Here is a 24,849-nt window from a genome sequence, read left to right on the forward strand (position 1 = left end):
GTCAGCTGTCGGGCCGCCCAGTGCCGTGCCGGGCGATGCCTCCCCCGCGACGGTCCACGGGCCGCGGCGAGGGGCGCCAGCGGCTCCGGCTCACAGGAAGGGGTCTTCCCATGGCACTCGGTCAGCGGCGGGGCCGCCGGATCATGATGACGGACGAGGAGCGCGACGCGTACCTCGCCGATCAGCGCACCTGCCGGGTCGCCACCGTCGGGGCGGACGGCCGCCCGCACGTCGGCGCCCTCTGGTTCTGCTGGGACGGAACCTCGCTGTGGCTCTACTCCATCACCCGGAGCCTGCGCTGGTCGCAGCTGAGCCAGGACCCGAGGATTTCCGTGGTCGTCGACGACGGGGTGGAGTACGGAGAGCTGCGCGGCATCGAACTCGCGGGCGACGCCGTCTTCGTCGGCGAGGCCCCGCGCACCGGCGAACCGTGTCCCGAACTCACCGTTCCGGAGCGGCTGTTCGCAGCGAAGTACTTCGGCATGGAGACGATGCCGCACGACGGCCGACACGCCTGGATGCGGCTCACACCCGACACCGTCACCTCGTGGGACTTCGGCAAACTGGCCGGCCCGGCCGGCACCTGAGCCTCGCGGCTACTCGTCCCCCAGGGGATCGTCCAGCTCCCGCCCCGCCTCCCGGAGTGCCGCGACCGCGGCCCTGATCGACGGACGCCGGTCGGCGTCCGCCCGCCACACGGCGTGGACGTGCCGTCGCATCTTCTGCCGGACCGGTACCAGGCGCACGCCGTCGGGCACCGGCCCGCGGCCCAGCCGGGGCGCCACGCAGACCCCCATTCCCGCGGCGATCAGGGAGAGTTGGGTGTGGTGCTCGCCGGCGAGGTGGGCGATGCGCGGCTCGATCCCCTTGGAGCGGAGGGTGAACATCAGCCAGTCGTAGCAGAATTCACCCTCGGGCCACGACACCCAGTCGTCCTCGGCGAAGTCCTCCAGGTCGACCGTGTCGCGCTCCGCGAGCGGATGACCGGCCGGCATGGCGATGTCCGGCGCGTCGTCGAGCAGGTGGGCACGGGCGAGGCCGCCCGGGACCGGCAGCCGCTTGTTGCTCCAGTCCAGCACCACGGCGAGATCGATGTCCCCCCTGAGTACCGCCCGGATCCCGTCCTCGGGCTCCAGTTCCCGGGTCCGCGCCCGGAGTTCGGGGTGGGCCGCGCGCAGCGCCAGGAGCGTGGCCGGAAAGAGTCCGCGCGCCGCGGTGGGGAACGCGCCCAGCCGGATCTCGCCCACCACCTCGCCCCGCTGCGCCTCGATGTCGGACTGGGCGAGCTCGACCTGCGAGAGGATGCGGGCCGCGTGGTCGGCGAGCAGTTGTCCGGCGTCGGTGAGCCGGACGCCCCGGCCGTTCCTGGCCAGCAGTTGCTGGCCCACCTCACGCTCCAGCTTCGCCATCTGCTGGGAGACGGCGGAGGTGGTGACGTGCAGCCCCTCGGCGGCGCCGCTGACGGAACCGAGCCGGGCCAGGGCATCGAGGGTGCGCAGGCGCTCCAGGTTCAACATGTAAGCAATGCTACGCGGGAGCCGACACAAAGTCTCACTTGTGCTACGAGATAACCTTCGTCATCGTTGCCCTCATGAGCGCACCGCCCGCACCGGCAAGCCCGGCCACCGTGACACCGGGAGTCAGCCAGCCCCCTCCGGTCTCCCCACCCACCGGATCCGACGGTCCCACCGCCACCGCCCGTCCGGCGCTGGACTGGCGGCTGCGTTTCGCGGCACTCTCCCTCATCTGGGGCTTCAGCTTCCTCCTGATCAAGGTCGGAACCGAGGGCTACGCGCCGTTCCAGGTCACGCTCGGGCGGCTCCTGTCGGGGACCGCGGTCCTGGCCGCGGCCATGGTGGTGAAGCGGGAGCGGCTGCCGCGCACCGCCCGCACCTGGGGCCATCTGGCCGTCGCGGCCTTCTTCCTCAACGCCCTGCCGTTCTCCCTGTTCGCCTACGCGGAACTCACCATCCCGTCGACCCTGGCCGGCATCTGCAACGCGACCTCACCGCTGTGGGGCATGGCGCTGTCCCTCGTCGCCCTCTCCGAGGACCGCCCGACCCGTCGGCGCGTCGCCGGTCTCGGGCTCGGATTCCTCGGCGTACTGACCGTGCTGGGCGCGTGGCAGGGCTTCACGGGTCTGGACGTCAGCGGTACGGCGATGGCGCTCCTGGCCTCCCTCAGCTATCCCGTCGGCTGGATCTACGTCCGGAGGACTCTGGCGGGCAGCGGTTCGTCGGCCCTCTCCCTCACCGGCAGCCAGCTCTTCCTCGGCACGGTGCAACTCACCCTGGTCACGCCGCTGTTCACCTCGGCACCGGATGGATTCCCGCTCCGGCCCACCCTGGCCGTCGTCGCCCTGGGGGCCCTGGGAACGGGGCTCGCCGTGCTGCTCCAGTACGGCCTGGTCACCGAGGTCGGCCCGACGACCGCCCAGATGGTCACCTACTTCATCCCGGTGATCGCCACCGCCGCCGGAGTCGCCGTGCTCGGCGAGCAGCTGAGCTGGAACACCCCGGTCGGCGCGGTCGTCGTCCTGGCGGGCGCCGCACTGACGCAGAGCAGGCCGCGCGCCGCCGGGGCTTCCGCGCCTCCCGAGCCCGCCGCGGCCCCGCACCGGGAGTCGTCGTAGCTCATCCGTAGCTGCGCGGGGCGGCGGGCCCCGCCGCTGACGCCACCGCGTCCGCGAGCGGCCCGATGTCCTCGTCGGTGAGCGGCGACACGGTGATCCGGATTCCCTGGGGTGCGGTCATCCGGAAGCGGGATCCGGGCGCCACCGCCCAGCCGGCGTGCAGCAGTCGCGCCACGGCCCCCGTCTCGTCGCTCACCGGGACCCACACGTTCATCCCGCTGCGTCCGTGGGCCTCGACGCCCCGGTGCGCCAGGGCCCCGACGAGCGCGTCCCGGCGGCGCGCGTACGACCGGGCCACCTCCCGGGAGTCGACCGCGCCGGTCACCCACAGGTGCACCACCGCCCGCTGCAGCAGCCGGCTGACCCAGCCGGGACCCAGGCGCTGCCGTCCGGAGACCCGGTCGGCGGTGACCGCGTCCCCGGTCAGCACGGCGACCCGCAGGTCGGGCCCGTACGCCTTGGCGACGGAGCGCACGAACGCCCAGCGGTCCGTGACGCCGGCCAGGGGGTGCAGCGGCAGGTCGACGATGGCGTGTCCGTGGTCGTCCTCGATCAGCAGCACGTCCCGGTGCCGGGCCAGGACCGCCCGCAGTTCGGCCGCGCGCCCGGCGCCGATCGCCGCCCCGGTCGGGTTCTGCGCCCGGTCGGTGATGACGGCCGCACGCGCACCCGCCTCCAGGGCCGCGCCGAGGGCGTCCGGCAGCGGGCCGTCGTCGTCGACGGCGACCGGTACCGCCCGCATGCCCAGCGCCGGGACGAGATCCAGCAGGCTGCCCCAGCCGGGATCCTCCACCGCGACCGCGTCGCCCGGCCGGAGATGGGCGACCAGCACCCTTTCGATCGCGTCCAGCGAGCCCGAGGTGGCGATCACCGGCCCGGCCGGGACGCCGTCCGCGTCGAACCCGGCGCGCGCCAGAGCGGCGAACTCGGGGTCCACGGACTCCTGCGCATACATGCCGGGCGCCTGCGCGTAGGACTCGGTGACCGAGGCGAAGGCTTCCGCGAGCCCGGGGAGCAGTGCCGCGTCGGGATTGCCCTCGCCCAGGTCCCGCACACCGGGCGGCGCCTCCACCCTGACCGAGCCGCGCGCGGTGCTCGCCGGCCGCGGCCGGACCCTGCTGCCCCGGCGCCCGGCCGTCTCGATCACGCCCCGCTCCCGCAGGGTGCGGTAGGCGGCCGCCACCGTATTGGGGTTCACCCCCAGCCGGCTCGCCAACTCCCGCAGAGGAGGCAGCACTTGCCCGGGCGCCAGGTCGCCCGACCCGACGGCCCGCTCCACACTGGCGGCGATTTCCGATGCACGCCGCCCACTGATCCGATACTCTCCTAGCACAAAGAACAGTATGCACTAGTGCAATGGAGTACGCAATGCCGGAGACCGCACCCCAGCAGACCACGGCCCCGGACGCCGCAGCCGCCTACGCCCCGACCGGACGCACGGTCCCGACCCGCTCGCGCGACCGGGCCTCCTACGACCGGGAAACGGTCCACTCGATACTCGACGAGGCGTACGTCTGCCACCTGGGCTTCGTACGGGAGGGCGCCCCCGTGGTCCTTCCCACCCTCTTCGGCCGGGTCGGCGAACGGCTCTACGTACACGGCTCGACCGGCTCCCGCCCGCTGCGGGCGGCGGGCGGCGGCGCGGAAGGACTGCCCGTCTGCCTGACCGTGACGCATGTCGACGGGCTGGTGCTCGCCCGGTCCGCCTTCCACCACTCGCTCAACTACCGCTCCGTGGTCGTCCACGGCGTGGCGCACACGGTGACCGACCCCGAGGAGCGGCGCGTCGCCCTGGACGCGATCGTGGAGCAGGCCGTACCCGGGCGGTCCGAGGACTGCCGGCCCGCCGACGAGAAGGAACTCGCGGCCACCGCCGTGATCCGGCTGGACCTGCGGGAGGTGTCCGCCAAGGTCCGCACCGGCGGCACGAACGACGAGGAGCGGGATCTCACCCTGCCCCACTGGGCGGGCGTCGTCCCCCTCACGCGCGGTTACGCCGAGCCGGTCCCCTCGGACGACCTCGATCCGTCGATCTCCGTCCCCGAGTACCTGAAGGCGCTCTGAACCGGTCCCGCCGGAGCGGGGGCTGAGCGGCGGCACGCCGGCCGGCCCCCGCTCACCGGTCACGCCGCGACGGCCACCTCCCCGCGGGCGCGCGCGACCCCGCGCGTCTCGGCGACGGCCAGCCCCACCACCGCCGTGAGCAGCAGCAGGGTCCCGGCGACCGTGGCCGCCGTGAGCCGCTCATGGAGCACGACGACGGCGATCGCCGCGGCACTCACCGGTTCGAGCAGCATGATCACGGACACGGTGGCGGCCCGCACCGCAGCGGCGCCCGCGAAGTACAGCGCGTAGGCGAGGGCAGTGGGGATCGCCGCGACGTACAGCAGCAGAGTCACCACCTGCGCCACGTGCTCCGTCCGCGGCACGAGCCCCTCACCGGCCGCCATCGGCAGCAGGAGGACGGCGGCGATTCCGAACGCCCAGGCGCTGGTGGCGAGCGGGTCCGCGCCGCCGCCGTCCCGGCCGAGCCGGCGGGTGAGGAGGGTGAGCGCGGCGTAGCCGGCCGCGGACAGCAGGGCCGGCGAGATCCCGGCAGGCCGTACCGTCCCCGTGTCACCGCCGAGCACCAGGACGGCGAGACCGGCCACCGCTCCGGCGATCGCGGCGAGGCCGCCGAGGCCGAGCCGCTCCCCCATCGTCAGCCGGGCGCCGACGGAGATGAGGACGGGCCCCGCGCCCAGGGTCACCACGGTGGCGACGGCGAGGCCGGTGGCCTGGACGGCGGCGAAGTACGCGGTCTGGAAGACGGTGAGGCCGATGCCCGTGCCGCCGACGCGCAGCAGCCGGCGACGCGCGGACTCGGCGACGGCGGCCGGGCGCCCGGGCCGCAGCGCGAGCGCGGCGAGCAGGAGGACGAGGCCGCCCGCACAGCGCCAGAACGACAGGGCGAGGGGGCCGAGATCGCTGGCCGCGAAGAGCAATGAGGCGGCGGCACCGGCCGTGCCCCAGGCCACTCCGGCGATGATCAGATAGCACAGGCTCCGCCCGACGGGCAGGCCGGAAGCAGGGTTCGACACGTGACTTCTCCAGAGGAAGACAGAAAGGCGGTCGCTCGGCTCCGCACGCGGGCAGCGACGAACCGCTCGGGGACTGCCCGAGCCCGGTCTTCGTCAGGTGGGGCCGCCCGCGTCAGGCGGCAGGCGGCGGAAGCACGGTCACACGCATGATCGTCACCCTAGGAGGCGGCACGCCCGGTGGGCAACTGCTCCTCGGCCGCCGCCCGCTCCCCACCGGGGCCGGATGCGAGGGGGCCGGAGGGCGCCTTGGGCGTGGACGACTGCGCGATGAAGGCCCCGGTCAGCACGAGCGCGCCCCCGATGAGCTGCGGTGCGGCCAGATGCTCCCCGAGCAGCACCCACGCCAGCACGGTGGCGATCACGGCTTCCAGACAGGCGACGACGCCCGCCACGGCGGGCGACAGCAGACGCACCGAGATCACGCCGGTCACGTAGGCGATGACGGTGGCGAGCAGCACGATCCAGGCGAGGAGCAGCCAGGCGGGCACATGCGTGCCGTTCATGGCGGTGTCCCTGCCGAGTACGGACCAGTCCATGCCCCACGGCCGCGCCACGACGGTGAGCACGGCGGCCCCGACCAGTAGTCCGTAGGCGATGACACCGACCGGATGCGGCGGCTCGGAACCGCCGGCCGCGTCCGCGCTCCCCTGATCGGAGAGGACGAAGTAGCCGACCTGGCAGCAGGCCGCACCGAGGGCGAGCAGCAGTCCGAAGGCGTCGAAGCTCAGCCCGGACCACGCCTCGACCACGCAGGCCAGGCCGCCGACCGCGAGGACGACGCCGACGGCGGCCGCCCTGGTCACCGGTCGGCGCTGGACGAAGCGCACCCAGCAGAGGACCAGCGCCGGTGCCAGGTACTCGACGAGCAGCGCGACACCCACCGGGATGCGGGAGATGGCGGCGAAGTAGCAGGCCTGGACGCCCGCGACGGCGAGGAGGCCGAAGCCCAGGAGCAGCACGGGCCGGCTGCGCACCAGGTCCCGGTGGCGCCAGGCGACGGGCAGCATGACGAGCGCGGCGCCCGCCACGCGGAGCCACACCACGTGGAGCGGGTCGAGACCCGCCTCGATGAGCGGCTTGGCCGCCACTCCGGAACCACCGAATGCGAAGGCCGAGGCGAGGGCGAGCCCCAGGCCGGCGCTTCTCCCCTGAGACGCGTGCATCGGCACATCATGACAGCCGACGTCAGGAGCGTCACCCCTGTGACGCCTGACGCGAGTAACACTCTGATGTCATTGACGCCCCTGACAGGAGCAAAAGGGGCGCCTGCATCGGTCCTCGGCCGTCCACCCCGCGCCGCGGCGCTCCATCCGGTCGCCCCGCCGGCGGGCGACGGCGACGGCATCCACGCAGTCGCGTCCGGGCGATCAGTCCGTCCACGACGTGGAGACCCGCCAGCCGGGGGACGCCCGCGCGGCCCCGTCGCTCGCTCGATCCCGGCCCCCTGCCTGGCTATGACCGTGAACTGAGCGTTCGGCGGCGTGGGCGGCCACGTCACCGGCTTCGCGGCACGAGGGGAACCCGGGAGCGGAGAACGGGGCTTCGTGTCCGGCGGTCACCCCCGGCCGGACACCTGCACGATCCGGCTCGCGAGCAGGGCCGCGTCGACGCCCGCCCGCTCCAGCACCTCGACGGCCCGGCTCCCCGGGTCCGCGGCCAGCGCCGCCAGCAGGTCGAGCCCGCCGGCCTGTTCACGTCCGCGGTCCCGGGCCCGACGGGACGCACCCGCCATCGCGGACGCGACCGAGGGCGACCAGCCCTCGGCACCCCCGTCCGTGACCGACGGGGTGGCACCCGAGTCCTCCACCGCACCCTGCCAGCGGAGGCCGTACCCGATGCTGCGCTGCACGAGGTAGCCGAGCACTCTGGCCAACTGCGGGCCGCCGTCGAAAGCCGCGCGGACCTCGGGGTCCGACTCGATGAGGGAATGCAGCAGGTGAGCCGTGTCGATCTGCCGGTCACCGTCACGCAGGGCGCGCCTGCGCGCACTCGTCACCACGGCGGCCAGCGCATCCGCGAGTCCGATGCCGGGCTCGGCACTGTGGTCGGGAGCGGGCTGTCGAGGGGTCTGCGGGGGCCGGTTCTGCACCTTCCCACCCCATCAGCCAGAACGGCCCGGAGCGTCCCCGGAGAGTCTCATTGCCGCCTCCCACCCGAGTTGGGCACAGAGGAGCGAGACCTCCTCCTTACGGATGAGATCGCGCCGTTCGGGGTCGGGATTCGGGCAAACGGCGCGCGCCGCCTTGCCTTGCGCTCCCGGAGCAACCGGAAGCCCGCCCCTTTACGTCTCACAGACGGGAACACCGTTACGGCGGCGGAGGGGGGTGCCGGAGGTGAGCTGGCTCGTCTCCCTGCCGGCGCTCGACGGGCGCGATTACGTCTACCGCGTCCACGCGCCGTCCGACGCGCTGCGTGCGGACCTCTTCTGGGCGGCGTTCCACTGCCATGACGACGGGCCGCATCCCCGTGCCTCCGACCGGTTCGACGCGGCCCTGATCTGGCGCGCCGGAACCGACCGGCAGATCTGACGCTTCATCAGTATTGAATGTTCTGGCCGCTGCCGCTACGTTCCGCGACACCGTTACCCGTCGAGAAGGGGTGGTCGCATGGCCGAAGTCAGTGCAGAGGCGCGCATCGCAGCACCGGCCGGGAAGGTCTGGGACCAGCTGACGGACTTCAGCACGTACGGCGAGTGGAACGCCACCCACACCAGCTTCCCCAAGGGCGGCCCGGCCACCCTCGAACTCGCGGGCACCTACGAGGAGAACATGAAGCTCATGGGGTTCCCCGCCGAGGTGACCTGGACGGTCTCGGAGCTGGAGGACGGCCGCCTGCTGACGACCACAGGCAAAGGGCCGATGGGCGTCAACCTGAAGATGAGCTACGTGCTGACACCGGACGGGGAAGCGACCACGATCCGCATCGACGGCGAGTTCACCGGGGCAGCGGTCTCGTTGATGGCCGGCAAGCTGAAGGATTCGGCCACCGCGGCGCTCATCGAGTCGCTGCGCAAGCTGGACGGCCTGATCGTCGCCTGACCCCCGCACGACTGCCGCCGCACTCGGCGAGCAGGGACCCAACCCGCTGCCGGGCGGGGCGGCATGGCGCGACTCCCGGCGGGCCGGGCAGGGGCGATGAAGCGACTCCCCCTGCCCGGACGGGCTAGGGCGTGTTTCGAAAGTAGCGCTGTCCGCCCGGAGGGCGGGCTCGGCGGCGTCTGGTGCGTGCGATCGCAAGGCGGAGGGGCGCCCCGATACTGGTTGCATCGGGGCGACCCCGACAACGCGGCGAGCAATGGGGTCTCCCCTGCTCGAGCGAAGCCGAGAGCTCGGGGAAGTGCCAGGCGTCGCCGAGCAGGCGGGACTTTCGAAACACGCCCTAGCGGCATCAGGCGCACGAGTAGCCCCGCCGGAGACGAACACCCGTCACCGCAGCGGGAATTGCCGTTCCACAACAGGCCCTGACGGCGCACCCCGCACCCCTGCCGCGTCACCCCGGCCCGGGCGCTGCGCTCCGAGCCGTGAAGGCGGAGTCGACCCGCCCTCGCGCCGCTCCGGCGGCTCCGGCAGCCCCGGCCGTCGCGCGGCCGTGCACACACGAGCGGGCACCGGGGCGGCCGAGGCCGGCCGCACCCCACGGGACCTCCGCGGGCCATCCGGGAGCCCGCGGGTGCGGCGCCTCCACGCCACGCGGCCGGAGCTCCCCGCCCCGCGGACCCCCGGCGCGATCGCAGGCGCCGAGCAGCGCCCCCGGGTCGCCCACCGGCCTCTCCCCCGCCAGAGAGCACGGACGTTCCCGGCCAAGGGGCACACACACCGTCCACCCCCGCCTGAGATCACCCATTCTGGCGCACTATCGGCTACTCAGGGTATTCCTCGGCGTTTTGTCGGTGTTGGCTCGCATTTCTCCCCGGAGTCATGGCATCTCTTAGGCGATCGGTTGATCAGTACGACAATCATCCCGGCTCGAAGGAGTTCAGCATGCGCATTTCCGCTTCCATCCGTTCCCGCAGCGCCCGCGCAGGCGCCGCCGCAGTCGCTGCGGTCGCGATCGCCGGAGCCACGCTGGCCGGGGCGACCACCGCCTCCGCACTGGGCGAGAGCGGTGACATCGATGTCCGCTCGAGCGGCTGGAGCTCCCGCGGCGGCGACGGCCTCGAGGTCTGCAAGTTCGTCCTCACCGCCAGCAACTTCGGGGATCTCCCGTTCGTTCCGTGGACGATCACCGCGCAGCCCCCGACCGTCCCCCCGGGCAACATCCTGCAGAGCACGCTGCCGCTCGTGAACGGTTCGGCGCGCAGCCAGGAGTACCTGCTCCCTGAGGGCACGTACCAGCTGACGTGGGTCGCCGGTCCGGTGAAGACGAAGACCTTCAAGGTCGACTGCACCAAGCCCGCCGAGAGGGGCGGCCGCGGAGAGGGCGGCGCCCAGGGCTCGTCCGCGGGCGACTCCCGGGGCTCGTCCGAGGGCGGCTCCGAAGGCTCGTCGAATGCGGGTTCCGACGCCGGATACGAGCGGCCCTCGGGCGGCGTTCCCGCCGGCGGCGGTGGCGTGCCGGACATGGAGAGCGCCGGCTCCGAGAGCGACTCGAACGTCGGCACCACCGCTGCGCTGGCGGCCGGAGCGGCCGGCGCCGCGGGGCTGATCATGGTCCGCCGATCCGCACGCCGCCGTGCCCGTCACGAGGCATAGTCCCCGCAGCAGACGGCGGCGACGAGGGCCTACGCGCGCATGTCGCCTCACGATGACCCTGTGCGTGTTCTCCTCGGTGGTGACCGGCGTCGTCTGGGCGAGCTCCGGCTCGCCCGACGACCAGTCGGTCACCGCCGCCCGCGACGGTGACGCCGCGGGGGGCGGCGACCGGCCGGCCCCGCGGGCTTCACATCCACCCCTGGTGCGCTCACGCCCGGTGAAGGTCTCCGTGCCCGCCATCTTCATCGAGGCTCCGGTCACCGGTCTGGGGCTCGACAAGAAGGGGCACCTCGGCGCCCCGCCGTTGAGCAGGCCGAAGGAGGTGGGCTGGTACCGGAACGGCCCCTCGCCCGGCGAGGCGGGCACCTCCCTGATCGTCGGTCACCGCGACACGGAGACCGGGCCGGCGATCTTCCTCAACCTCAACGCCCTGCACCGGGGCGACACGGTGAAGGTCGCGCGGGCCGACCGGGTGACCGCGGTCTTCACCGTTGACGAGGTCAAGACGTACACGAAGGACAAGTTCCCGGACGACAAGGTGTACGGGCCCACCAAGCGCCCGGAGCTGCGGCTCATGACGTGCGGTGGGCGTTTCAACAAGAAGAAGGGCTACTCGGCCAATGTGGTCGTCTTCGCCCATCTGACCTCACTGAAGAAGCAGGCGGCCTGAGAGCCGTCGGCGGCAGGGAAGCGGCCGGTGCCTCGGGGGCGAGGCACCGGCCTTCCGCATTCCTTCCCGGCCGTGGCGGGCCCGGGGCCGAAGCCCGCAGGGCCGTCCGCCCCCGGCCCCGACCGGGCACGACACCTCCACACCCCCCGACGCGATCACGCGACAACCTCGAAGGGTCCCGCGGCCATGCCGCGGGACCCTTCGGTTCTCCCTGCTCGGTTCTTCCGCCACCGGCTCAGCGCTCGCCCCGGCGTCAGTCCTCGTCGGCGAGGATGAGGTAGAGCTTCTTGCGCGCCTCGTTCACGACCGCGAGCGCCTTTTCCCGCTGCTCGGGCGTGCCGGTCTTCCATACCTGGCCGAACGCCTCCATCAGGCCGAAACCGGTCTGCCGGATCTCGTTGACGGTCTCCCAGTCGACCCCGCGGCCGGCTTCCTCCCACGGTGCGTCCGCCGCCGAGTCCGCTTCGGTGCGGCCCGCGTCGGTGAGGGTGAACAGCTTCTTGCCGCCCTCGCTCGCACTGACGATCAGGCCCTCGTCCTCCAGCAGCTGAAGGGTCGGGTACACCGAGCCGGGACTGGGCCGCCAGGCACCCCCGCTGCGCTCGCCGATCTCCTGGATCATCTCGTAGCCGTGCATCGGCCGGTCCTTCAGCAGCGCGAGGATCGACGCGCGTACGTCACCGCGGCGCGCCCTCCCCCGGCCGCCGCCGCGGCCGCGCCCTCCGCCGAACGGGCCGCCCCCGAAGGGGCCGCCACCGAACGGCGGGCCGAACTGCCCGAAGGCCGCCCGGCGCCCCTCGAAGTCACCCCGCTCGTACTGACCGGGCCCGAAGGGGCCCCGCCCCTTGCCGCGTCCGTGTCCATGCTCATGTCCGTGTCCACGCATGACCGTAGTCCTCCTCAGACTGATCGTTCATCTATCACCGCACTGTCGCGATGCGTCAACGATATATCGGAACCTGTCGTTCGGACAACCCCTTGCGCCGGTTCTCGAGCCGCCGACCCGGAATTGGCCTTGGCCTGCCGCCTGGCCGCGCCTCTACCGTCGGATCATGAGAATTCGCATCGTGGACGCCTTCACCGACCGCCCCTTCTCCGGCAATCCCGCGGGCGTGCTGCTCCTCGGCCCGGACGGCTTCCCGGACGACAGCCGGCTCCAGCAGATCGCCGCGGAGCTGAACCTCTCCGAGACCGCGTTCGCCCACCCGCTGCCGCCGGGCGGCGCGGCCGACTGGGCGCTGCGCTGGTTCACGCCGTCCACGGAGGTCGACATGTGCGGCCACGCCACCCTCGCCACGGCCCACGTCCTGCACACCACCTCGACCGCGAGCGGCACGGTGCGCTTCGCCGCCCGGTGCGGGATCCTCACCTCGACCGTGACCCGGGACGGCTCCGTCACGCTCGATTTCCCCACCGCCCCCCTCACCCCCGAAGCCCCGCCGCAGGGCCTGGCCGCCGCTCTGGGGGCGGACATCGTCTCGGTGCACGACACGGGCCCGCACGTCTGCGACCTGCTCGTGGAACTGACCGACGAGGCAGCCGTACGAGGACTCGCACCGGACTTCGCGGCGCTGACCGCCCACGCGCGGCGCGGCGTGATCGCGACGGCGGCCGCCGCCTCACCCGACCGCGGCTACGACTTCGTCTCCCGTGGCTTCTTTCCCGCCGTGGGCATCGACGAGGACCCGGTGACGGGCAGTGCCCACACCGCCCTCGCACCGTTCTGGTCGGCCCGGCTCGGCCGCGACGAACTGACCGGCCTCCAGGCATCCGCCCGGTCAGGACTGGTCCGCACGTCACTGCGCGGCGACCGCACCCTGCTGACGGGCAGCGCCGTGACGGTCGTGGACGGTGAACTGCTCGTCACCCTGTGATGAGGACGGACGACGGGAGGGGGTGGGCGGTTCGTCCCGCCCACCCCCTCCCGTCGCACACCCGGCCTCACGGCGTCGGCAGCCACCCCACCTTCCCCGCGAGCAGGGCGTAGCCGACGAACGCGCCGATGTCGAGCAGGGCATGCGCGGCGACCAGCGGTCCCACCCGCTGCCAGCGGCGGTACAACAGGACGAAGACGACGCCCATCACCATGTTGCCGACGAAGCCGCCGATCCCCTGGTACAGGTGGTAGGAACCCCGCAGGACCGAACTCGCGACCAGTGCGGCCATCGGAGTCCACCCCAACTGCCCGAGCCGGCGCAGCAGATACCCGACGACGATCACTTCCTCCACCACGGAGTTCTGGATCGCCGACAGGATGAGAACCGGGAACTTCCACCACACGTCGGGCAGCGACTCGGGAACGACCGTGAGGTTGAACCCCGCCGCACGGGCGACGAGATAGAAGGCCAGACCCGCGCTGCCGATCCCCGCCGCCACCAACACCCCGCGCCCCAGGTCGGAGGACGGCCTCGTGCGGTCGAAACCGATCACCCGCAGCCCGGCGCCCTCCCTGATCAGCAAGTGCGCCACAAGAGCGACCGGCACCAGCGCGGTCGTGATTCCGAAGAGCTGCCAGGCGAGATCCAGCCAAGGGCGTCCCGGCGCGTAGGAACTGTTGAGGGTGGCCGCCTGATCCTTCAAACCCCCTGGTTTCGTCAGGGATCCGACAAAACTGATCAGCGCAGACACCCCGCTGGCGCCCAGCGAGAGGGCCAGCACCAACACCGTCTCGGACCGCAGGATCCGTTGTGACACGGCCTCCTGAGGCAAAGAATCAGCCACACGCCCCGCCTCCACCTGTACACCTGCCTTCAGTTGTGCATTCACGTCCCAAGCCGCTCCCCGCCCCGCTAGGGTCTCGAATGCAGGTACGAAGATCATGCGCGACAGGCCGGGGGGCGGGCGCCATTGCCGAGGGCGTGGTCCCCCTTTTCCTTGTTCATCCTCAAGGAGGGGCACCACCGACATGGGACGTCACAGCTTGCCCGACGACTACGCCAGAGGCGGAAGCGGGGACCGTCCACCGCGTCGCCGGCGCACCGTAGCCATCGCCACCACGCTCGTTCTCGCCGTGGCCGCGGGAACGGCGGTCGCGGCGCAGGGCGGCCTGCTGTCGTTCTCGAAGTCCTGCCAGGACACCGCCGTGCACCTCTCCATGATGACCTCACCGGACATCGCCCCCGCCGTGCGCGCCGTCGCCGACAAGGCGCGCGAGGACGATCTGAGATCCGACGGCCACTGCGTGGACGTGGAGGTGGTGGCCCGTGACTCGTACAAGGTCGCGGACGCGCTCGCCCGCGGCACCCGTGCACCGGACTACCAGATGTGGCTGCCCGATTCCGATCTCTGGCTGAACCGGGCGAAGGGCATGGGAGACGCCATCCCGATCACGCCGGGCGATTCCGTCGCCTCCTCACCCGTCACCCTCGCGATGGTGCCGTCCGCCGCCAGGAGTCTCGGCTGGCCCGGGAAGAAGTACTCCTGGGCCGAACTGACCGCGGCGGCCATGGAGTCCGACAAGGTGCGTCTGGGCTCGGCGGACCCCGCGCGCAGCGCCACCGGACTGCTGGCGCTCACGAGCATCGGCGTCTCCTCAGACAAGCTGGGCGGGGACAGCGACACGAGGGCCGCGGCGACCGCCAAACTGCTCGCCCAGCGCATGTCGGACGGCGACACCCAGGTCGTCGAAACCCTGCCGCAGGACAGTTCCGGGGCCGAGCAGGGAAATCCTGCACGCAACCAGGCGGTGCTCCTCTCGGAGCAGGCCGCGTTCGCCCACAACGCCGAGTCGACGGGCGAGGGCAAGCTCGACCTGTTCTATCCCGAGGACGGCGCCCCGCTCCTCGACTACCCGTTCACCCTGGTCAACGAGGAGGAACAGACGACGGACGAGAGCCGGGCCGCGCTGCGGTTCATGACGCTGCTGTCCGAGGACGCCTCCCAGCGCACCCTGGAGGAGCACGGCTTCCGGACGGTCGACGGCACGGCGGACGCCGCCCTGGTCGCCGCGGCCGGCGGCAGGTCGCCGCAGCCGTACGCCACGGCGCCCGGCGCGGCCCCCTCGGACGAGACCCTGCAGAAGACGCTCGGCATGTGGACGATCACCGTCCAGAGCGCGCGGCTGACCACCGTCGTCGACGCTTCGGGGTCGATGGCCACGCTCGTGCCCGGCCGCAACCAGTCCCGGATGGACGTCACCAAGGCGTCCCTGATCCAGGCCCTCAACCAGTTCACGCCGAACGACGAGATCGGGCTCTGGGAGTTCGCCACCCGGCTCGACGGCGACAAGGACTACCGCAGGCTGGTGGCGACCAGCCGGCTCGGCGACCCGGCCAAGGGGGGCGGCACCCACCGCGACAAGCTCGCCGCGGCGTTCTCGTCGCTGCAGCCCGTCCCCGACGGTGCGACCGGTCTGTACGACACCGCGCTGGCCGCCTTCAAGGAGGCGCAGCGCACCTACGTGAAGGGCAAGTTCAACGCCGTGGTGATCCTGACCGACGGCTCGAACCAGGACGACCGCTCCCTCACCCGCTCCGCCCTGATCGCCGAACTCAAGAAGATCTCCGACCCGGAGCGCCCGGTACCGCTCCTCGCCATCGCGGTCGGCCCGGACGCCGACCGGGAAGAGGTGAACGACATAGCGAAGGTGACCGGTGGCGGCGGCTACCAGGTCAGCGACCCGGCCGAGATCCAGGCGGTGATCCTGCAGGCGGTCATGACCGCGGGACAGAGCGGCGGCGCGGCCGAGGAATAGGGCCGCACCGGCGTGCGTCCGGCTGCCGGACCCGGGAGACGGACGTCCCGGGCCGTCAGCACACCCGGTTCCCCCTGGCAGCACAACCGGTCCCCCGCGAGGCGCAGCCCGCCTCAGCTCGCGGGGACGTCGACCGGCCAGGTGTGCACGGGCTCACCTGCCTGCATCAGCTCCGCGTACCGGCGGGTCATGGCGGCCAGCGCCTCGTCCCGTCCCAGGCCCGCGTCCCGCGCCCGGTGATAGGTGTCCGCCTGCCAGGACGCCCCGTTCATCCGCCGCCTGCAGCGCTCCTCGATGATCCCGAGGTAGCGGTCCCGGTCCGCCGGCTCGATGTTCCAGGCGTCGAGGCCGGCGGCGGCCAGCGGCAGCAGTTCGTCCCGCACCAGCTTGACGGCGGGCACCCGGGTGAGGCCGCCGGAACGGCCGGGCCGGGGCCAGAGCAGTTCGGCGTCGATGCCCTGGCGGCAGGCCGTCTCGAAGTTCTCGGCCGCGGCGGTGAAGGGCATCCTGGTCCACACCGGTCGCGCTTCCTCGGCGAGAGCCCGTACGAGTCCGTAGTAGAGCGCGGTGTTGGCCATCACGTCGTCGACGGTCGGCCCCGCGGGGAGCACCCGGTTCTCCACCCGCAGATGGGGGACCCCGTCCGCCAGCCCGTAGACGGGGCGGTTCCACCGGTAGACCGTGCCGTTGTGCAGGACGAGTTCCTGGAGCCCCGGCACTCCGCCCTCGTCGAGGACCCGCAGCGGATCCTCCTCGTCGCAGATGGGCAGCAGCGGCGGAAAGTACCGGAGGTTCTCCTCGAAGAGTTCGTAGGCGGAGTCGACCCACCGCTCACCGAACCACGTCCTCGGCCGCACCCCCTGGTTCCGGAGTTCCGGCGGCCGAGTGTCCGTGGCCTGCAGGAAGAGCGGCGGCCGCGACTCCCGCCACAGCTCCCGGCCGAACAGGAAGGGGGAGTTGGCTCCCAGGGCCACCTGGACCGCCGCGACGGCCTGGGCCGCGTTCCAGACGTCCGCGAACCGTTCCGGCGTCACCTGCAGATGGAGCTGCACCGAGGTGCAGGCCGCCTCCGGCGTGATCGACCCGGACGTACAGACCAGTCGCTCCACGCCTTCGATATCCAGGGAGAAATCCTCGCCCCGCGCCGCCACCATTTGATCGTTGAGCAGCGCGTAGCGGTCCACGTCGGAGAGGTTGGACCGGACCATGTCCTCGCGCCCGAGGGTGGGAAGTATTCCGATCATCATGATCCCGGCGCCGACCTCGGCCGCCTTGCGGTCGGCATATCCGAGACCGGTTCTCAGCTCTTCGGCCAGTTGATCGAGAACACGCCCTGAAAGATTGTGTGGAACTATGTTCACTTCGAGATTGAACATCCCCAGTTCCGTCTGGAAATCGCGGCTGGCGATGCGCTCCAGCACCTGCCCATTCAACATCTTCGGCATACCGTCGGCGCCGGCCAGATTCAGCTCGATCTCCATGCCCATGAGGTTGCGCGGCCGGTCGAACCTCCGCTCCGCGAGGAGCCTCGCCAGCGCCTCCAGGCACTGGTGGAGCTTCCTCCGGTACGCCTCCCGGCCGGACAGGTCAAAGGCGCCCGCAACGACCTTCTCCCCCATCGAAGTATCCCTCCTCGGGTGGGCAGCCGCCCCGGGCCGCTCGTGTCACGATCGATAATGCCCAGACGGAGAGATCCATAACGCCCCGCGGACACCGCGCACCCGCTAATCTGATGGCCGAGGCCGGGGGCACATTCACTCGGCATGACGCACTGAGCAGATTCCCCGTGCGGCACGCAGGGAAAGCGTCGGCACGTTTCAGCCTACCGCAGCGCGGGAAAAACCCGAGGCGGTGGCTGCGCCGTCACAGCGAATCAGCATAATCTCCGCATAATAAAGTCCGGATACCGCCTTGCCGGCAATAGCCGTGGCGGCTAGTGGAAACACCGCGTGAACACGTGTCGTATAAACTCCGCGGACGAGGCAGAGAGTTGACGCACCGGCCCAGTCACCGGCCTCCTCTGGCCCCGCACGCCGACAGCGCCGTCTGCACCCGCCCCGCTCCACCGTGTCTCCGAAGTGAGAGGCGACCCACTATGCCGCTGCATGTACCCCCGGCCCCCGCGCCCGCTCTGCGCAGCGTTCTCGCGGCGCTCGGTTCACCGAGTGCGGTCCGCGAGGCCCGCACCCCCGCTCTGCGGTCCGCCGTGGGACCCCTGAGCGCCGAACATCCGCTTCCCGTGCACGTACTGGACCGAGGCGGGCCGGGCGGACTCGGACCCGCCACCCGGCTCGCCGGATGGCGCTTCCAGATCCGCAGCGCGGAGCGGGCCGTCGCCGCGGCGGACACGATGCTCACCCCGGACGGCTGGGCCTTCTCCCACTTCTTCGAAGGCCCGTACATCGGCTCGACGGAACTGGCCCTGCGCCAGGCGGAAGCGGCGGCCACGGCCTACCAGCCGAGACTCCTGTCCATTCCGGACCTCTACATGCTGGCGCTGTGGCTGCACGAGGACATCGAAGCCGACGCGTCCGGCGGCTCGCCGGCCCCGGCCGATCTGCTCGTACCACTGGCACCCGCTCCTCCCGGTATCGCGGCACACCGTCCGCACCGCGTCGCTGATCTACTGCCCGTGATCACCACCCGTATCGCACCCGGCCCCGGTCCCCTGCTCGGCTCGCCCGCCTGAGCCCCGGTTCCCCTCACTCGATGGCACTGCGCCCTGTCACCCGATCCCGCCGGATCGGGTGACAGGGCGCAGTGCCATCGGGCGGGGCCACATCTGCCCATCCGGACTAGCCCCATCCGGCCACCCCCGAACCACCCGAAGTGACAGTGCAGTTGCGTTGAACCGTCCGGGCGGGTGATGCGTCATGGGAGGAGAAGGAGCGCTGCTGCGAAATCCCTGCGGATTGACGTCCGTGGGGCAACACTGGGACCGGACCGATCGATACGGGGGGCGGCCGTGAACACCTCTTCAAGCCGCAGGACACTCAACTCAACGCAGCGAAAGAACCCATCCATGTGTCAGCACCAGCCACCCTGCCCGACAGCCGACTCAGCCGACCGGGAAGCCGCCCGTCTGGTGGCGCACCACCCGGAACAGGGCTGGAGCCTGCTGTGCAACGGAGTCCTGCTCTTCGAGGACACCGGTGAGCTGCTTCCGGACGGGCAGATCATCGCCCCGCACCGGCCGCTGGGAACGGGCCGGGTGGTGAAGGCGGCCTGAGCGGCCGTACGGAAAAGGGGCCGGCCCGGAGAAGTCTCCGCACCGGCCCCCACGCGTATGCGCGCCCCGCCGTGTGATCCGGCGTCAGTTGTTGTCGTACTCCTCCAGAGGCGGGCAGGAGCAGACGAGGTTGCGGTCACCGAACGCCCCGTCGATGCGGCGCACCGGCGGCCAGTACTTGTCGGCGGCCGAGACCCCGGCCGGGAAGACGGCCACCTCGCGGCTGTAGCCGTGCTCCCACTCCCCGCCCAGCGCTGCCGCCGTGTGCGGGGCGTTGGCCAGCGGGTTGTCGTCCGCGCTCCACTCGCCCGCGGCGACCTTCTCGATCTCGCCGCGGATGGCGATCATCGTGTCGCAGAAGCGGTCCAGCTCCGCGAGGTCCTCGCTCTCGGTCGGCTCGATCATGAGCGTCCCCGCGACGGGGAACGACATGGTCGGCGAGTGGAAGCCGTAGTCGATCAGGCGCTTGGCGACATCGTCGATGCTGACGCCGGTGGCCTTGGAGATCGGCCGCAGGTCCACGATGCACTCGTGCGCCACCAGTCCCGCCGGGCCGTTGTACAGGATCGGGTAGTGCGGCTCCAGGCGCTTGGCGATGTAGTTGGCCGCGAGTACCGCGACCTGCGTCGCACGCTTGAGGCCCTCGCCACCCATCAGGCGTACGTAGGCCCAGGAGATCGGGAGGATGCCGGCCGAGCCCCACGGGGCGGCGGAGATCGGTCCGACGCCGGTCTCCGGTCCGGCCGCGGGCTGCAGCGGGTGGTTCGGGAGGTACGGCGCCAGGTGCGCCCGCACACCGACGGGGCCGACGCCGGGGCCGCCGCCGCCGTGCGGGATGCAGAAGGTCTTGTGCAGGTTCAGGTGCGAGACGTCGCCGCCGAAGTGACCCGGCTTGGCGAGGCCCACGAGGGCGTTGAGGTTGGCGCCGTCGACGTAGACCTGACCGCCGGCGTCGTGCACCTCGGCGCAGATGTCGGCGACGTGCTCCTCGAAGACGCCGTGGGTCGACGGGTAGGTGATCATGAGCACGGCGAGCTCGTCGCGGTACTGCGCGATCTTGGCGCGGAGGTCGTCGATGTCGACCTCGCCGTCGTCGGCGGTCTTCACCACGACGACCCTCATACCCGCCATCACGGCGCTCGCGGCGTTGGTCCCGTGGGCGGAGGAGGGGATCAGGCAGACGGTCCGGCCCTCGTCGCCGTTGGCGCGGTGGTACGCGCGCACGGCCAGCAGCCCCGCGAACTCGCCCTGCGAGCCGGCGTTCGGCTGGAGGGAGACCGCGTCGTAGCCGGTGACCTCCGCGAGGCGCTCCTCCAGCTCGCGGATGAGCGTCAGGAAGCCCTCGGCCTGCTCGGCCGGCGCGAACGGGTGCAGCGCGCCGAACTCGGGCCAGGTGATCGACTCCATCTCGGCGGTCGCGTTCAGCTTCATGGTGCAGGAGCCGAGCGGGATCATGCCGCGGTCCAGCGCGTAGTCGCGGTCGGCGAGCTTGCGCAGGTAGCGCAGCATCGCGGTCTCGGACCGGTGCTGGTGGAAGACCGGGTGGGTGAGGATCGCGTCGGTGCGCAGCAGCCCCTCGGGCAGCGCGTCGGCGGTCGTGGCGTCCAGCGCCTCCACGTCTCCGTCGGCGCCGAACGCGGCCCAGACGGCCGCGACCTGGGCGCGGGTCGTGGTCTCGTCGCACGCGAGCGAGACCAGGTCGGCGTCGACGAGCCGCAGGTTGACCCCACGCTCACGGGCGTCGGCGACCACGGCGGCGGCCTTGCCCGGCACCCGGACGGTGAGCGTGTCGAAGTGGGAACCGGTCACGACGTCGACACCGGCGGCCCGCAGGCCCTCGGCCAGGATGGCCGCATAGCGGTGGGTGCGCCGGGCGATCGTCCGCAGGCCGTCGGGGCCGTGGTAGACGGCGTACATACCGGCCATCACGGCGAGCAGCACCTGCGCGGTACAGATGTTGCTGGTGGCCTTCTCGCGGCGGATGTGCTGCTCGCGCGTCTGCAGGGCCAGCCGGTACGCCTTGTTTCCGTCCGCGTCCACGGAGACGCCGACGAGGCGGCCGGGGAGGCTGCGCGCGAACTTCTCCCGCACGGCCATGAAGCCGGCGTGCGGTCCGCCGAAGCCCATCGGGACGCCGAAGCGCTGCGTCGTGCCGACGGCGATGTCGGCGCCCAGGTCGCCGGGGGACGTGAGCAGGGTGAGTGCCAGCAGATCGGCGGCCACGGTGACGATCGCCCCGAGTCCGTGGGCCTGCTCGATGACGGGCTTGATGTCCCGTACGGCTCCGGAGGCCCCGGGGTACTGGAGCAGCACACCGAAGACGCCGCGCTCGGCGATCGCGGCGGGGATGCCGTCGCTGAGGTCCGCGACGACGACCTCGACGCCGGTCGGCTCGGCACGGGTCTCGATGACGGCGACGGTCTGCGGCAGGGTGTCCGCGTCGACCAGGAAGACGCCCTGCTTGACCTTGCCGACGCGCCGGGCCAGCGCCATGGCCTCGGCGGCGGCGGTGCCCTCGTCGAGCAGCGAGGCGCCGGAGGTGGGCAGCCCCGTGAGGTCGGCGACCATCGTCTGGAAGTTCAGGAGGGCTTCGAGGCGGCCCTGGGAGATCTCCGGCTGGTACGGCGTGTAGGCCGTGTACCAGGCGGGGTTCTCCATCACGTTGCGCAGGATCACCGGCGGGGTGAACGTGCCGTAGTAGCCGAGCCCGATCATCGGGGCGAGGACCTGGTTGCGGTCGGCGAGCAGGCGCAGCTCCGCGAGGACCTCGGCCTCGGTACGGGCGGTCGGCAGGTTCAGGGCCTCGGCGCTCCTGATCACGTCGGGCACCGCGGCGGCGGTGAGCTCGTCGAGCGAGCCGTAACCGACCTGGGCGAGCATCTTCGCCTGTGCCTCGGCATCGGGACCGATGTGGCGCTGCTCGAACGGGATTCCCTGTTCCAGCTGGGAGAGCGAAGTGCGACGGGGGGTCATGGTGGAGGCCTCCTGGTCTGTCACGACCTGCGAGGGGCACCACGGCGCGGGGTGCCCGAACGGCCTCCCCCTCTGTCATCTCAACCTGAGAGCTTCACCGGTGCCCGCGGGGCGCACCGGCTTTCACCGTCGGTGAGGGAGAGATCCGCCCCGGCCGTGGCCGTGCGAACCCGCCCTGCTTTCCAGAGTGACCTAGTCCGTGCGGTACGGGGGCCTGAGAGATTCCGGGGAGGATTTGCTCCTTCGGCGCCTCCGGAACACCTCCGGAGGACTCTCCCGCACGGGATCAGCAGCCATGGCAAGCCTACCAGCGGGGTACGCGAGGGAGATCTCGAGTGGCCGACGTCACGGATGTGCACTTCTGTAGTGCCTGTGGAGTGGCCACGACCCGTGGGAGGGACCGTGCAGACCGACATCGATCCGCGCAGCCTGATCGGCCGCAAGGCGTTCGACCGCAAGGGCACCAAGATCGGAACCGTGGACGAGGTGTACCTCGACGACGCGACCGGGGTCCCCGAATGGGCGGCCGTGCGCACCGGTCTGTTCAGCCGGGACGCCTTCGTCCCGCTGGAGCCCAGCGAATTCGTCGAGGACACGCTGCGCATCCCCTTCGACCGCGCCCTGATCAAGGACGCACCCGACTTCGGCGTCGGCCGTCATCTCTCGCCGGAACAGGAACTCCAGCTCTACCGGCACTACGGTCTGGACTCGGCGCCGGCCGAGACGGCGCCCGACCGCGACTTCGGCAGCCTGGCCGGCCAGGACGAGTAGTCCACCGGGTTCCGTACGAGTGGCAGCGGATCGGCCGGCCGCAGCTCCGGATCGTCGATACGGAACGTGCGGACCCGGCCGGGCGCCGATTCCGGTTCCTCGAACCTCACCGTCACCCGCCCGACGCCGCTCCCCTGCACCCAGCCGTGCCCATAGGTGTCGTGGCGTACGTCGTGCCCGGCCGGCCAGCGCCGCGCGGCGAGCTGCTCCGGGCTCTCCTGCGCGGGTTCCTCATCCCGGGCCCCGCCCGCGTCCGCGGCGGCGTCCGCGTCCGGCCCGGCGGCGGCCGGGGCTTCGGCGGCCGTCCGCTCACCGGCGGCCTGGGCGAACAGGTCCTCCTGGGTGAAGTCGGCGAGGCCGGTGACGCCGACGCCGAGCAGGCGGACGCCCCCGGTCGTGTCCACGGCCTCCAGAAGCCGCCCAGCGGCCTCCCTGACGACCGCGGGGTCGTCGGTGGGGCCCCGGAGCGTCTCGGAGCGGGTGAGGGTCGAGAAGTCGTAGCGGCGCACTTTCAGCACCACCGTGCGGCCCGACCGTCCGGCGCCCCGCAGCCGCTGGACGCATCGGTCGGCCAGGCGCTCCACTTCGGTCCGCACCCGGACCCGGTCGTGGAGATCCGTGTCGAAGGTGTCCTCGACGGAGACGGATTTGGCATCGCGTTCGGCGACCACGGGCCGGTCGTCGTATCCGGACGCCATGCGGTGCAGGGAGCTGCCGTGCGCCTTGCCCAGGAGCCGTACGAGCTCCGCCTCGCCCGCCTCGGCGAGGTCGTTGACCGTGGTCATGCCGGCCCGGCGCAGATGGTCCGCGGTGGCGGGGCCGACTCCGGGCAGGATGCGCACCGACATGGGCGCGAGCAGCGCCCGTTCCGTGCCGGGCTCGATCAGGAGGATGCCGTCGGGCTTCGCCTCCTCGGAGGCGATCTTCGCCAGCATCTTGGAGCCCGCGAGCCCGACGGAGGCGCTGAGCCCCGTGACCGCCTCGATCGCCCCGCGCAGCTGCTCGCCGATCTCCATCGCCGAGGCCGTGTCGTCCGCCGTCCCGCCCGCCTCCAGGTCGACGAAGGCCTCGTCGAGGCTGAGCGGTTCCACAAGGGGTGAGAGGCGGCCCAGCAGTTCCATGACCTGTTCGCTCACGGTCCGGTAGAGCGTGAAGCGGGGCACGAGATAGGCCGCGTTCGGCGCCAGCCTCCTGGCCTGCGCCATCGGCATCGCCGAGTGCACCCCGAAACGCCGTGCCTCGTAGGAGGCGGTGGCGACGACCCCGCGGGGACCTAGTCCGCCCACCACGACCGGCTTTCCGCGCAGGCTCGGCTTCGCCGCCTGCTCCGCAGACGCGTAGAAGGCATCCATGTCCAGATGCAGGATGGTGGGCGCGGCTCTCACAACAACCGATGGTGCCCTACGGCACTGACAGCCGCCCCGTGGCAGCGGCCGGCCGGCCCCGGTTTCCCTGGGCCGGCCGCCCTCTCGCCCGGTCAGCCCGCCCGGTTGCGCCGGCGGGCGAGCTCGTCGGCCGGGTTGTTGCCGATCAACGTCTCGCCGGTGTCCACACGCTCCCCGTGCAACTGGGACAGCGCGGCGTCCACATCCCGCCACACCACGCCGACGGCGATGCCGAAGACTCCCTGGCCCCCTTGGAGCAGCTCGACGACCTCAGCGGGCGAGGAGCACTCGTACACGGTCGCCCCGTCGCTCATCAGCGTCATGCGCCCGAGGTCCTGGAAGCCGCGGGCTCTCAGGTGCTGCACCGTGGTGCGGATGTTCTGAAGGGCCACCCCGGTGTCGAGGAAACGCTTCACGATCTTCAGCAGGACGACGTCCCGGAAGCTGTAGAGCCGCTGTGTGCCCGACCCGTAGGCCGGGCGGACACTCGGCTCCACCAGGCCCGTGCGGGCCCAGTAGTCGAGCTGCCGGTAGGTGATCCCCGCCGCCGCGCATGCCGTCGGCCCGCGGTACCCGATCTCGTCGGCCGATGTCACGCCGTCCCCCGCCACCGCATCCGGCGCAACCGGTTGCCTGATGGTGTGGTCGGCTGTACTCCCCTGCTGCGGATACGGCCCGCCCACTGCCGTACCGTCGCCGCTGCTTCTCACGCCGACCTCCGTCCT

At 71.9% G+C, this 24,849-nt stretch carries 23 protein-coding genes and 1 riboswitch; of the genes, 12 read left to right on the top strand and 11 right to left on the bottom strand.

Features of this window, described 5'->3' with window-relative positions; translation table 11 throughout:
- Nucleotides 1-110: 110 nt before the first annotated feature.
- A complete protein-coding gene (locus tag E6R60_RS11440) occupies nucleotides 111-587 on the top strand; it encodes a pyridoxamine 5'-phosphate oxidase family protein (protein ID WP_136326353.1) in 477 nt (158 codons plus the stop codon).
- Between the two features lie 9 nt (nucleotides 588-596).
- Here the strand turns inward: E6R60_RS11440 and E6R60_RS11445 are convergent, their stop codons facing one another.
- Entirely contained in the window at nucleotides 597-1,517 is a 921-nt protein-coding gene (locus E6R60_RS11445) for a LysR family transcriptional regulator (protein ID WP_136326354.1), read from the bottom strand.
- A gap of 38 nt (nucleotides 1,518-1,555) precedes the next feature.
- Here E6R60_RS11445 and E6R60_RS11450 point away from each other — a divergent pair, with 38 nt between their 5' ends.
- On the top strand, nucleotides 1,556-2,632 hold the full coding sequence (locus E6R60_RS11450) for a DMT family transporter (protein WP_136326355.1): 1,077 nt from the start codon (nucleotides 1,556-1,558) through the stop codon (nucleotides 2,630-2,632).
- 1 nt (nucleotide 2,633) lies between these two features.
- Here E6R60_RS11450 and E6R60_RS11455 read toward each other — a convergent pair whose 3' ends face one another.
- Complete coding sequence (locus E6R60_RS11455) at nucleotides 2,634-3,965, bottom strand: aminotransferase class I/II-fold pyridoxal phosphate-dependent enzyme (RefSeq protein WP_136326356.1); 1,332 nt, start codon at nucleotides 3,963-3,965, stop codon at nucleotides 2,634-2,636.
- 35 nt (nucleotides 3,966-4,000) lie between these two features.
- Here E6R60_RS11455 and E6R60_RS11460 point away from each other — a divergent pair, with 35 nt between their 5' ends.
- A complete protein-coding gene (locus E6R60_RS11460) occupies nucleotides 4,001-4,696 on the top strand; it encodes a pyridoxamine 5'-phosphate oxidase family protein (RefSeq protein ID WP_136326357.1) in 696 nt (231 codons plus the stop codon).
- A 59-nt stretch (nucleotides 4,697-4,755) separates the two neighbouring features.
- Here E6R60_RS11460 and E6R60_RS11465 read toward each other — a convergent pair whose 3' ends face one another.
- From E6R60_RS11465 to E6R60_RS11475, 3 genes are all read right to left on the bottom strand, one after another.
- Entirely contained in the window at nucleotides 4,756-5,712 is a 957-nt protein-coding gene (locus tag E6R60_RS11465) for an EamA family transporter (protein ID WP_136326358.1), read from the bottom strand.
- Nucleotides 5,713-5,870: 158 nt separating this feature from the next.
- Nucleotides 5,871-6,875, bottom strand: coding sequence for an EamA family transporter (locus E6R60_RS11470; RefSeq protein ID WP_136326359.1), 1,005 nt, complete (start codon nucleotides 6,873-6,875; stop codon nucleotides 5,871-5,873).
- Between the two features lie 392 nt (nucleotides 6,876-7,267).
- Nucleotides 7,268-7,801 (bottom strand): Clp protease N-terminal domain-containing protein, encoded by a 534-nt coding sequence (locus tag E6R60_RS11475; RefSeq protein ID WP_136326360.1) that lies wholly within the window; start codon nucleotides 7,799-7,801, stop codon nucleotides 7,268-7,270.
- Nucleotides 7,802-8,045: 244 nt separating this feature from the next.
- Here E6R60_RS11475 and E6R60_RS11480 point away from each other — a divergent pair, with 244 nt between their 5' ends.
- From E6R60_RS11480 to E6R60_RS11495, 4 genes are all read left to right on the top strand, one after another.
- Complete coding sequence (locus E6R60_RS11480; RefSeq protein WP_136326361.1) at nucleotides 8,046-8,240, top strand: hypothetical protein; 195 nt, start codon at nucleotides 8,046-8,048, stop codon at nucleotides 8,238-8,240.
- A 78-nt stretch (nucleotides 8,241-8,318) separates the two neighbouring features.
- On the top strand, nucleotides 8,319-8,750 hold the full coding sequence (locus E6R60_RS11485; RefSeq protein WP_136326362.1) for an SRPBCC family protein: 432 nt from the start codon (nucleotides 8,319-8,321) through the stop codon (nucleotides 8,748-8,750).
- Nucleotides 8,751-9,692: 942 nt separating this feature from the next.
- Nucleotides 9,693-10,403 (top strand): hypothetical protein, encoded by a 711-nt coding sequence (locus E6R60_RS11490; protein ID WP_136326363.1) that lies wholly within the window; start codon nucleotides 9,693-9,695, stop codon nucleotides 10,401-10,403.
- Nucleotides 10,404-10,455: 52 nt separating this feature from the next.
- On the top strand, nucleotides 10,456-11,073 hold the full coding sequence (locus E6R60_RS11495) for a class F sortase (protein ID WP_136326364.1): 618 nt from the start codon (nucleotides 10,456-10,458) through the stop codon (nucleotides 11,071-11,073).
- A 253-nt stretch (nucleotides 11,074-11,326) separates the two neighbouring features.
- Here the strand turns inward: E6R60_RS11495 and E6R60_RS11500 are convergent, their stop codons facing one another.
- Nucleotides 11,327-11,959, bottom strand: coding sequence for a PadR family transcriptional regulator (locus E6R60_RS11500; protein ID WP_136326365.1), 633 nt, complete (start codon nucleotides 11,957-11,959; stop codon nucleotides 11,327-11,329).
- A gap of 166 nt (nucleotides 11,960-12,125) precedes the next feature.
- Here E6R60_RS11500 and E6R60_RS11505 point away from each other — a divergent pair, with 166 nt between their 5' ends.
- Nucleotides 12,126-12,947, top strand: coding sequence for a PhzF family phenazine biosynthesis protein (locus E6R60_RS11505; RefSeq protein WP_136326366.1), 822 nt, complete (start codon nucleotides 12,126-12,128; stop codon nucleotides 12,945-12,947).
- Nucleotides 12,948-13,014: 67 nt separating this feature from the next.
- On the opposite strand, the gene E6R60_RS11510 is transcribed toward E6R60_RS11505, so the two are convergent.
- On the bottom strand, nucleotides 13,015-13,794 hold the full coding sequence (locus E6R60_RS11510; RefSeq protein ID WP_136326367.1) for a type II CAAX endopeptidase family protein: 780 nt from the start codon (nucleotides 13,792-13,794) through the stop codon (nucleotides 13,015-13,017).
- Between the two features lie 184 nt (nucleotides 13,795-13,978).
- Here E6R60_RS11510 and E6R60_RS11515 point away from each other — a divergent pair, with 184 nt between their 5' ends.
- On the top strand, nucleotides 13,979-15,766 hold the full coding sequence (locus E6R60_RS11515; protein ID WP_136326368.1) for a substrate-binding and VWA domain-containing protein: 1,788 nt from the start codon (nucleotides 13,979-13,981) through the stop codon (nucleotides 15,764-15,766).
- 113 nt (nucleotides 15,767-15,879) lie between these two features.
- Here the strand turns inward: E6R60_RS11515 and E6R60_RS11520 are convergent, their stop codons facing one another.
- Nucleotides 15,880-17,385 carry a glutamate-cysteine ligase family protein gene (locus E6R60_RS11520; RefSeq protein ID WP_136326369.1) on the bottom strand — a complete coding sequence of 502 codons (1,506 nt, stop codon included), beginning with the start codon at nucleotides 17,383-17,385 and terminating at the stop codon, nucleotides 15,880-15,882.
- 476 nt (nucleotides 17,386-17,861) lie between these two features.
- Here E6R60_RS11520 and E6R60_RS11525 point away from each other — a divergent pair, with 476 nt between their 5' ends.
- Together E6R60_RS11525 and E6R60_RS11530 are read left to right on the top strand one after the other, a co-directional pair.
- Nucleotides 17,862-18,455: a hypothetical protein gene (locus tag E6R60_RS11525; protein WP_136326370.1), complete on the top strand. Its 594-nt coding sequence runs from the start codon at nucleotides 17,862-17,864 to the stop codon at nucleotides 18,453-18,455.
- Nucleotides 18,456-18,788: 333 nt separating this feature from the next.
- On the top strand, nucleotides 18,789-18,995 hold the full coding sequence (locus E6R60_RS11530; protein ID WP_136326371.1) for a DUF5999 family protein: 207 nt from the start codon (nucleotides 18,789-18,791) through the stop codon (nucleotides 18,993-18,995).
- Nucleotides 18,996-19,079: 84 nt separating this feature from the next.
- Here the strand turns inward: E6R60_RS11530 and gcvP are convergent, their stop codons facing one another.
- Nucleotides 19,080-21,968: an aminomethyl-transferring glycine dehydrogenase gene (gcvP, locus tag E6R60_RS11535; RefSeq protein WP_136326372.1), complete on the bottom strand. Its 2,889-nt coding sequence runs from the start codon at nucleotides 21,966-21,968 to the stop codon at nucleotides 19,080-19,082.
- A gap of 192 nt (nucleotides 21,969-22,160) precedes the next feature.
- Nucleotides 22,161-22,257: riboswitch (glycine riboswitch) on the bottom strand.
- A gap of 113 nt (nucleotides 22,258-22,370) precedes the next feature.
- Here gcvP and E6R60_RS11540 point away from each other — a divergent pair.
- The gene (locus E6R60_RS11540; protein ID WP_136326373.1) at nucleotides 22,371-22,739 is read left to right on the top strand and encodes a PRC-barrel domain-containing protein; all 369 of its coding nucleotides are present in this window, start codon (nucleotides 22,371-22,373) and stop codon (nucleotides 22,737-22,739) included.
- Here E6R60_RS11540 and E6R60_RS11545 read toward each other — a convergent pair.
- A complete protein-coding gene (locus E6R60_RS11545; protein WP_136326374.1) occupies nucleotides 22,664-24,124 on the bottom strand; it encodes a DNA polymerase IV in 1,461 nt (486 codons plus the stop codon). The two genes, E6R60_RS11540 and E6R60_RS11545, sit on opposite strands and share 76 nt — an antisense overlap.
- A gap of 92 nt (nucleotides 24,125-24,216) precedes the next feature.
- Nucleotides 24,217-24,834, bottom strand: coding sequence for a MerR family transcriptional regulator (locus E6R60_RS11550; RefSeq protein WP_136326375.1), 618 nt, complete (start codon nucleotides 24,832-24,834; stop codon nucleotides 24,217-24,219).
- Nucleotides 24,835-24,849: the final 15 nt, after the last annotated feature.

This window comes from Streptomyces sp. A0642, from assembly GCF_004795105.1.
Classification (GTDB): domain Bacteria; phylum Actinomycetota; class Actinomycetes; order Streptomycetales; family Streptomycetaceae; genus Streptomyces.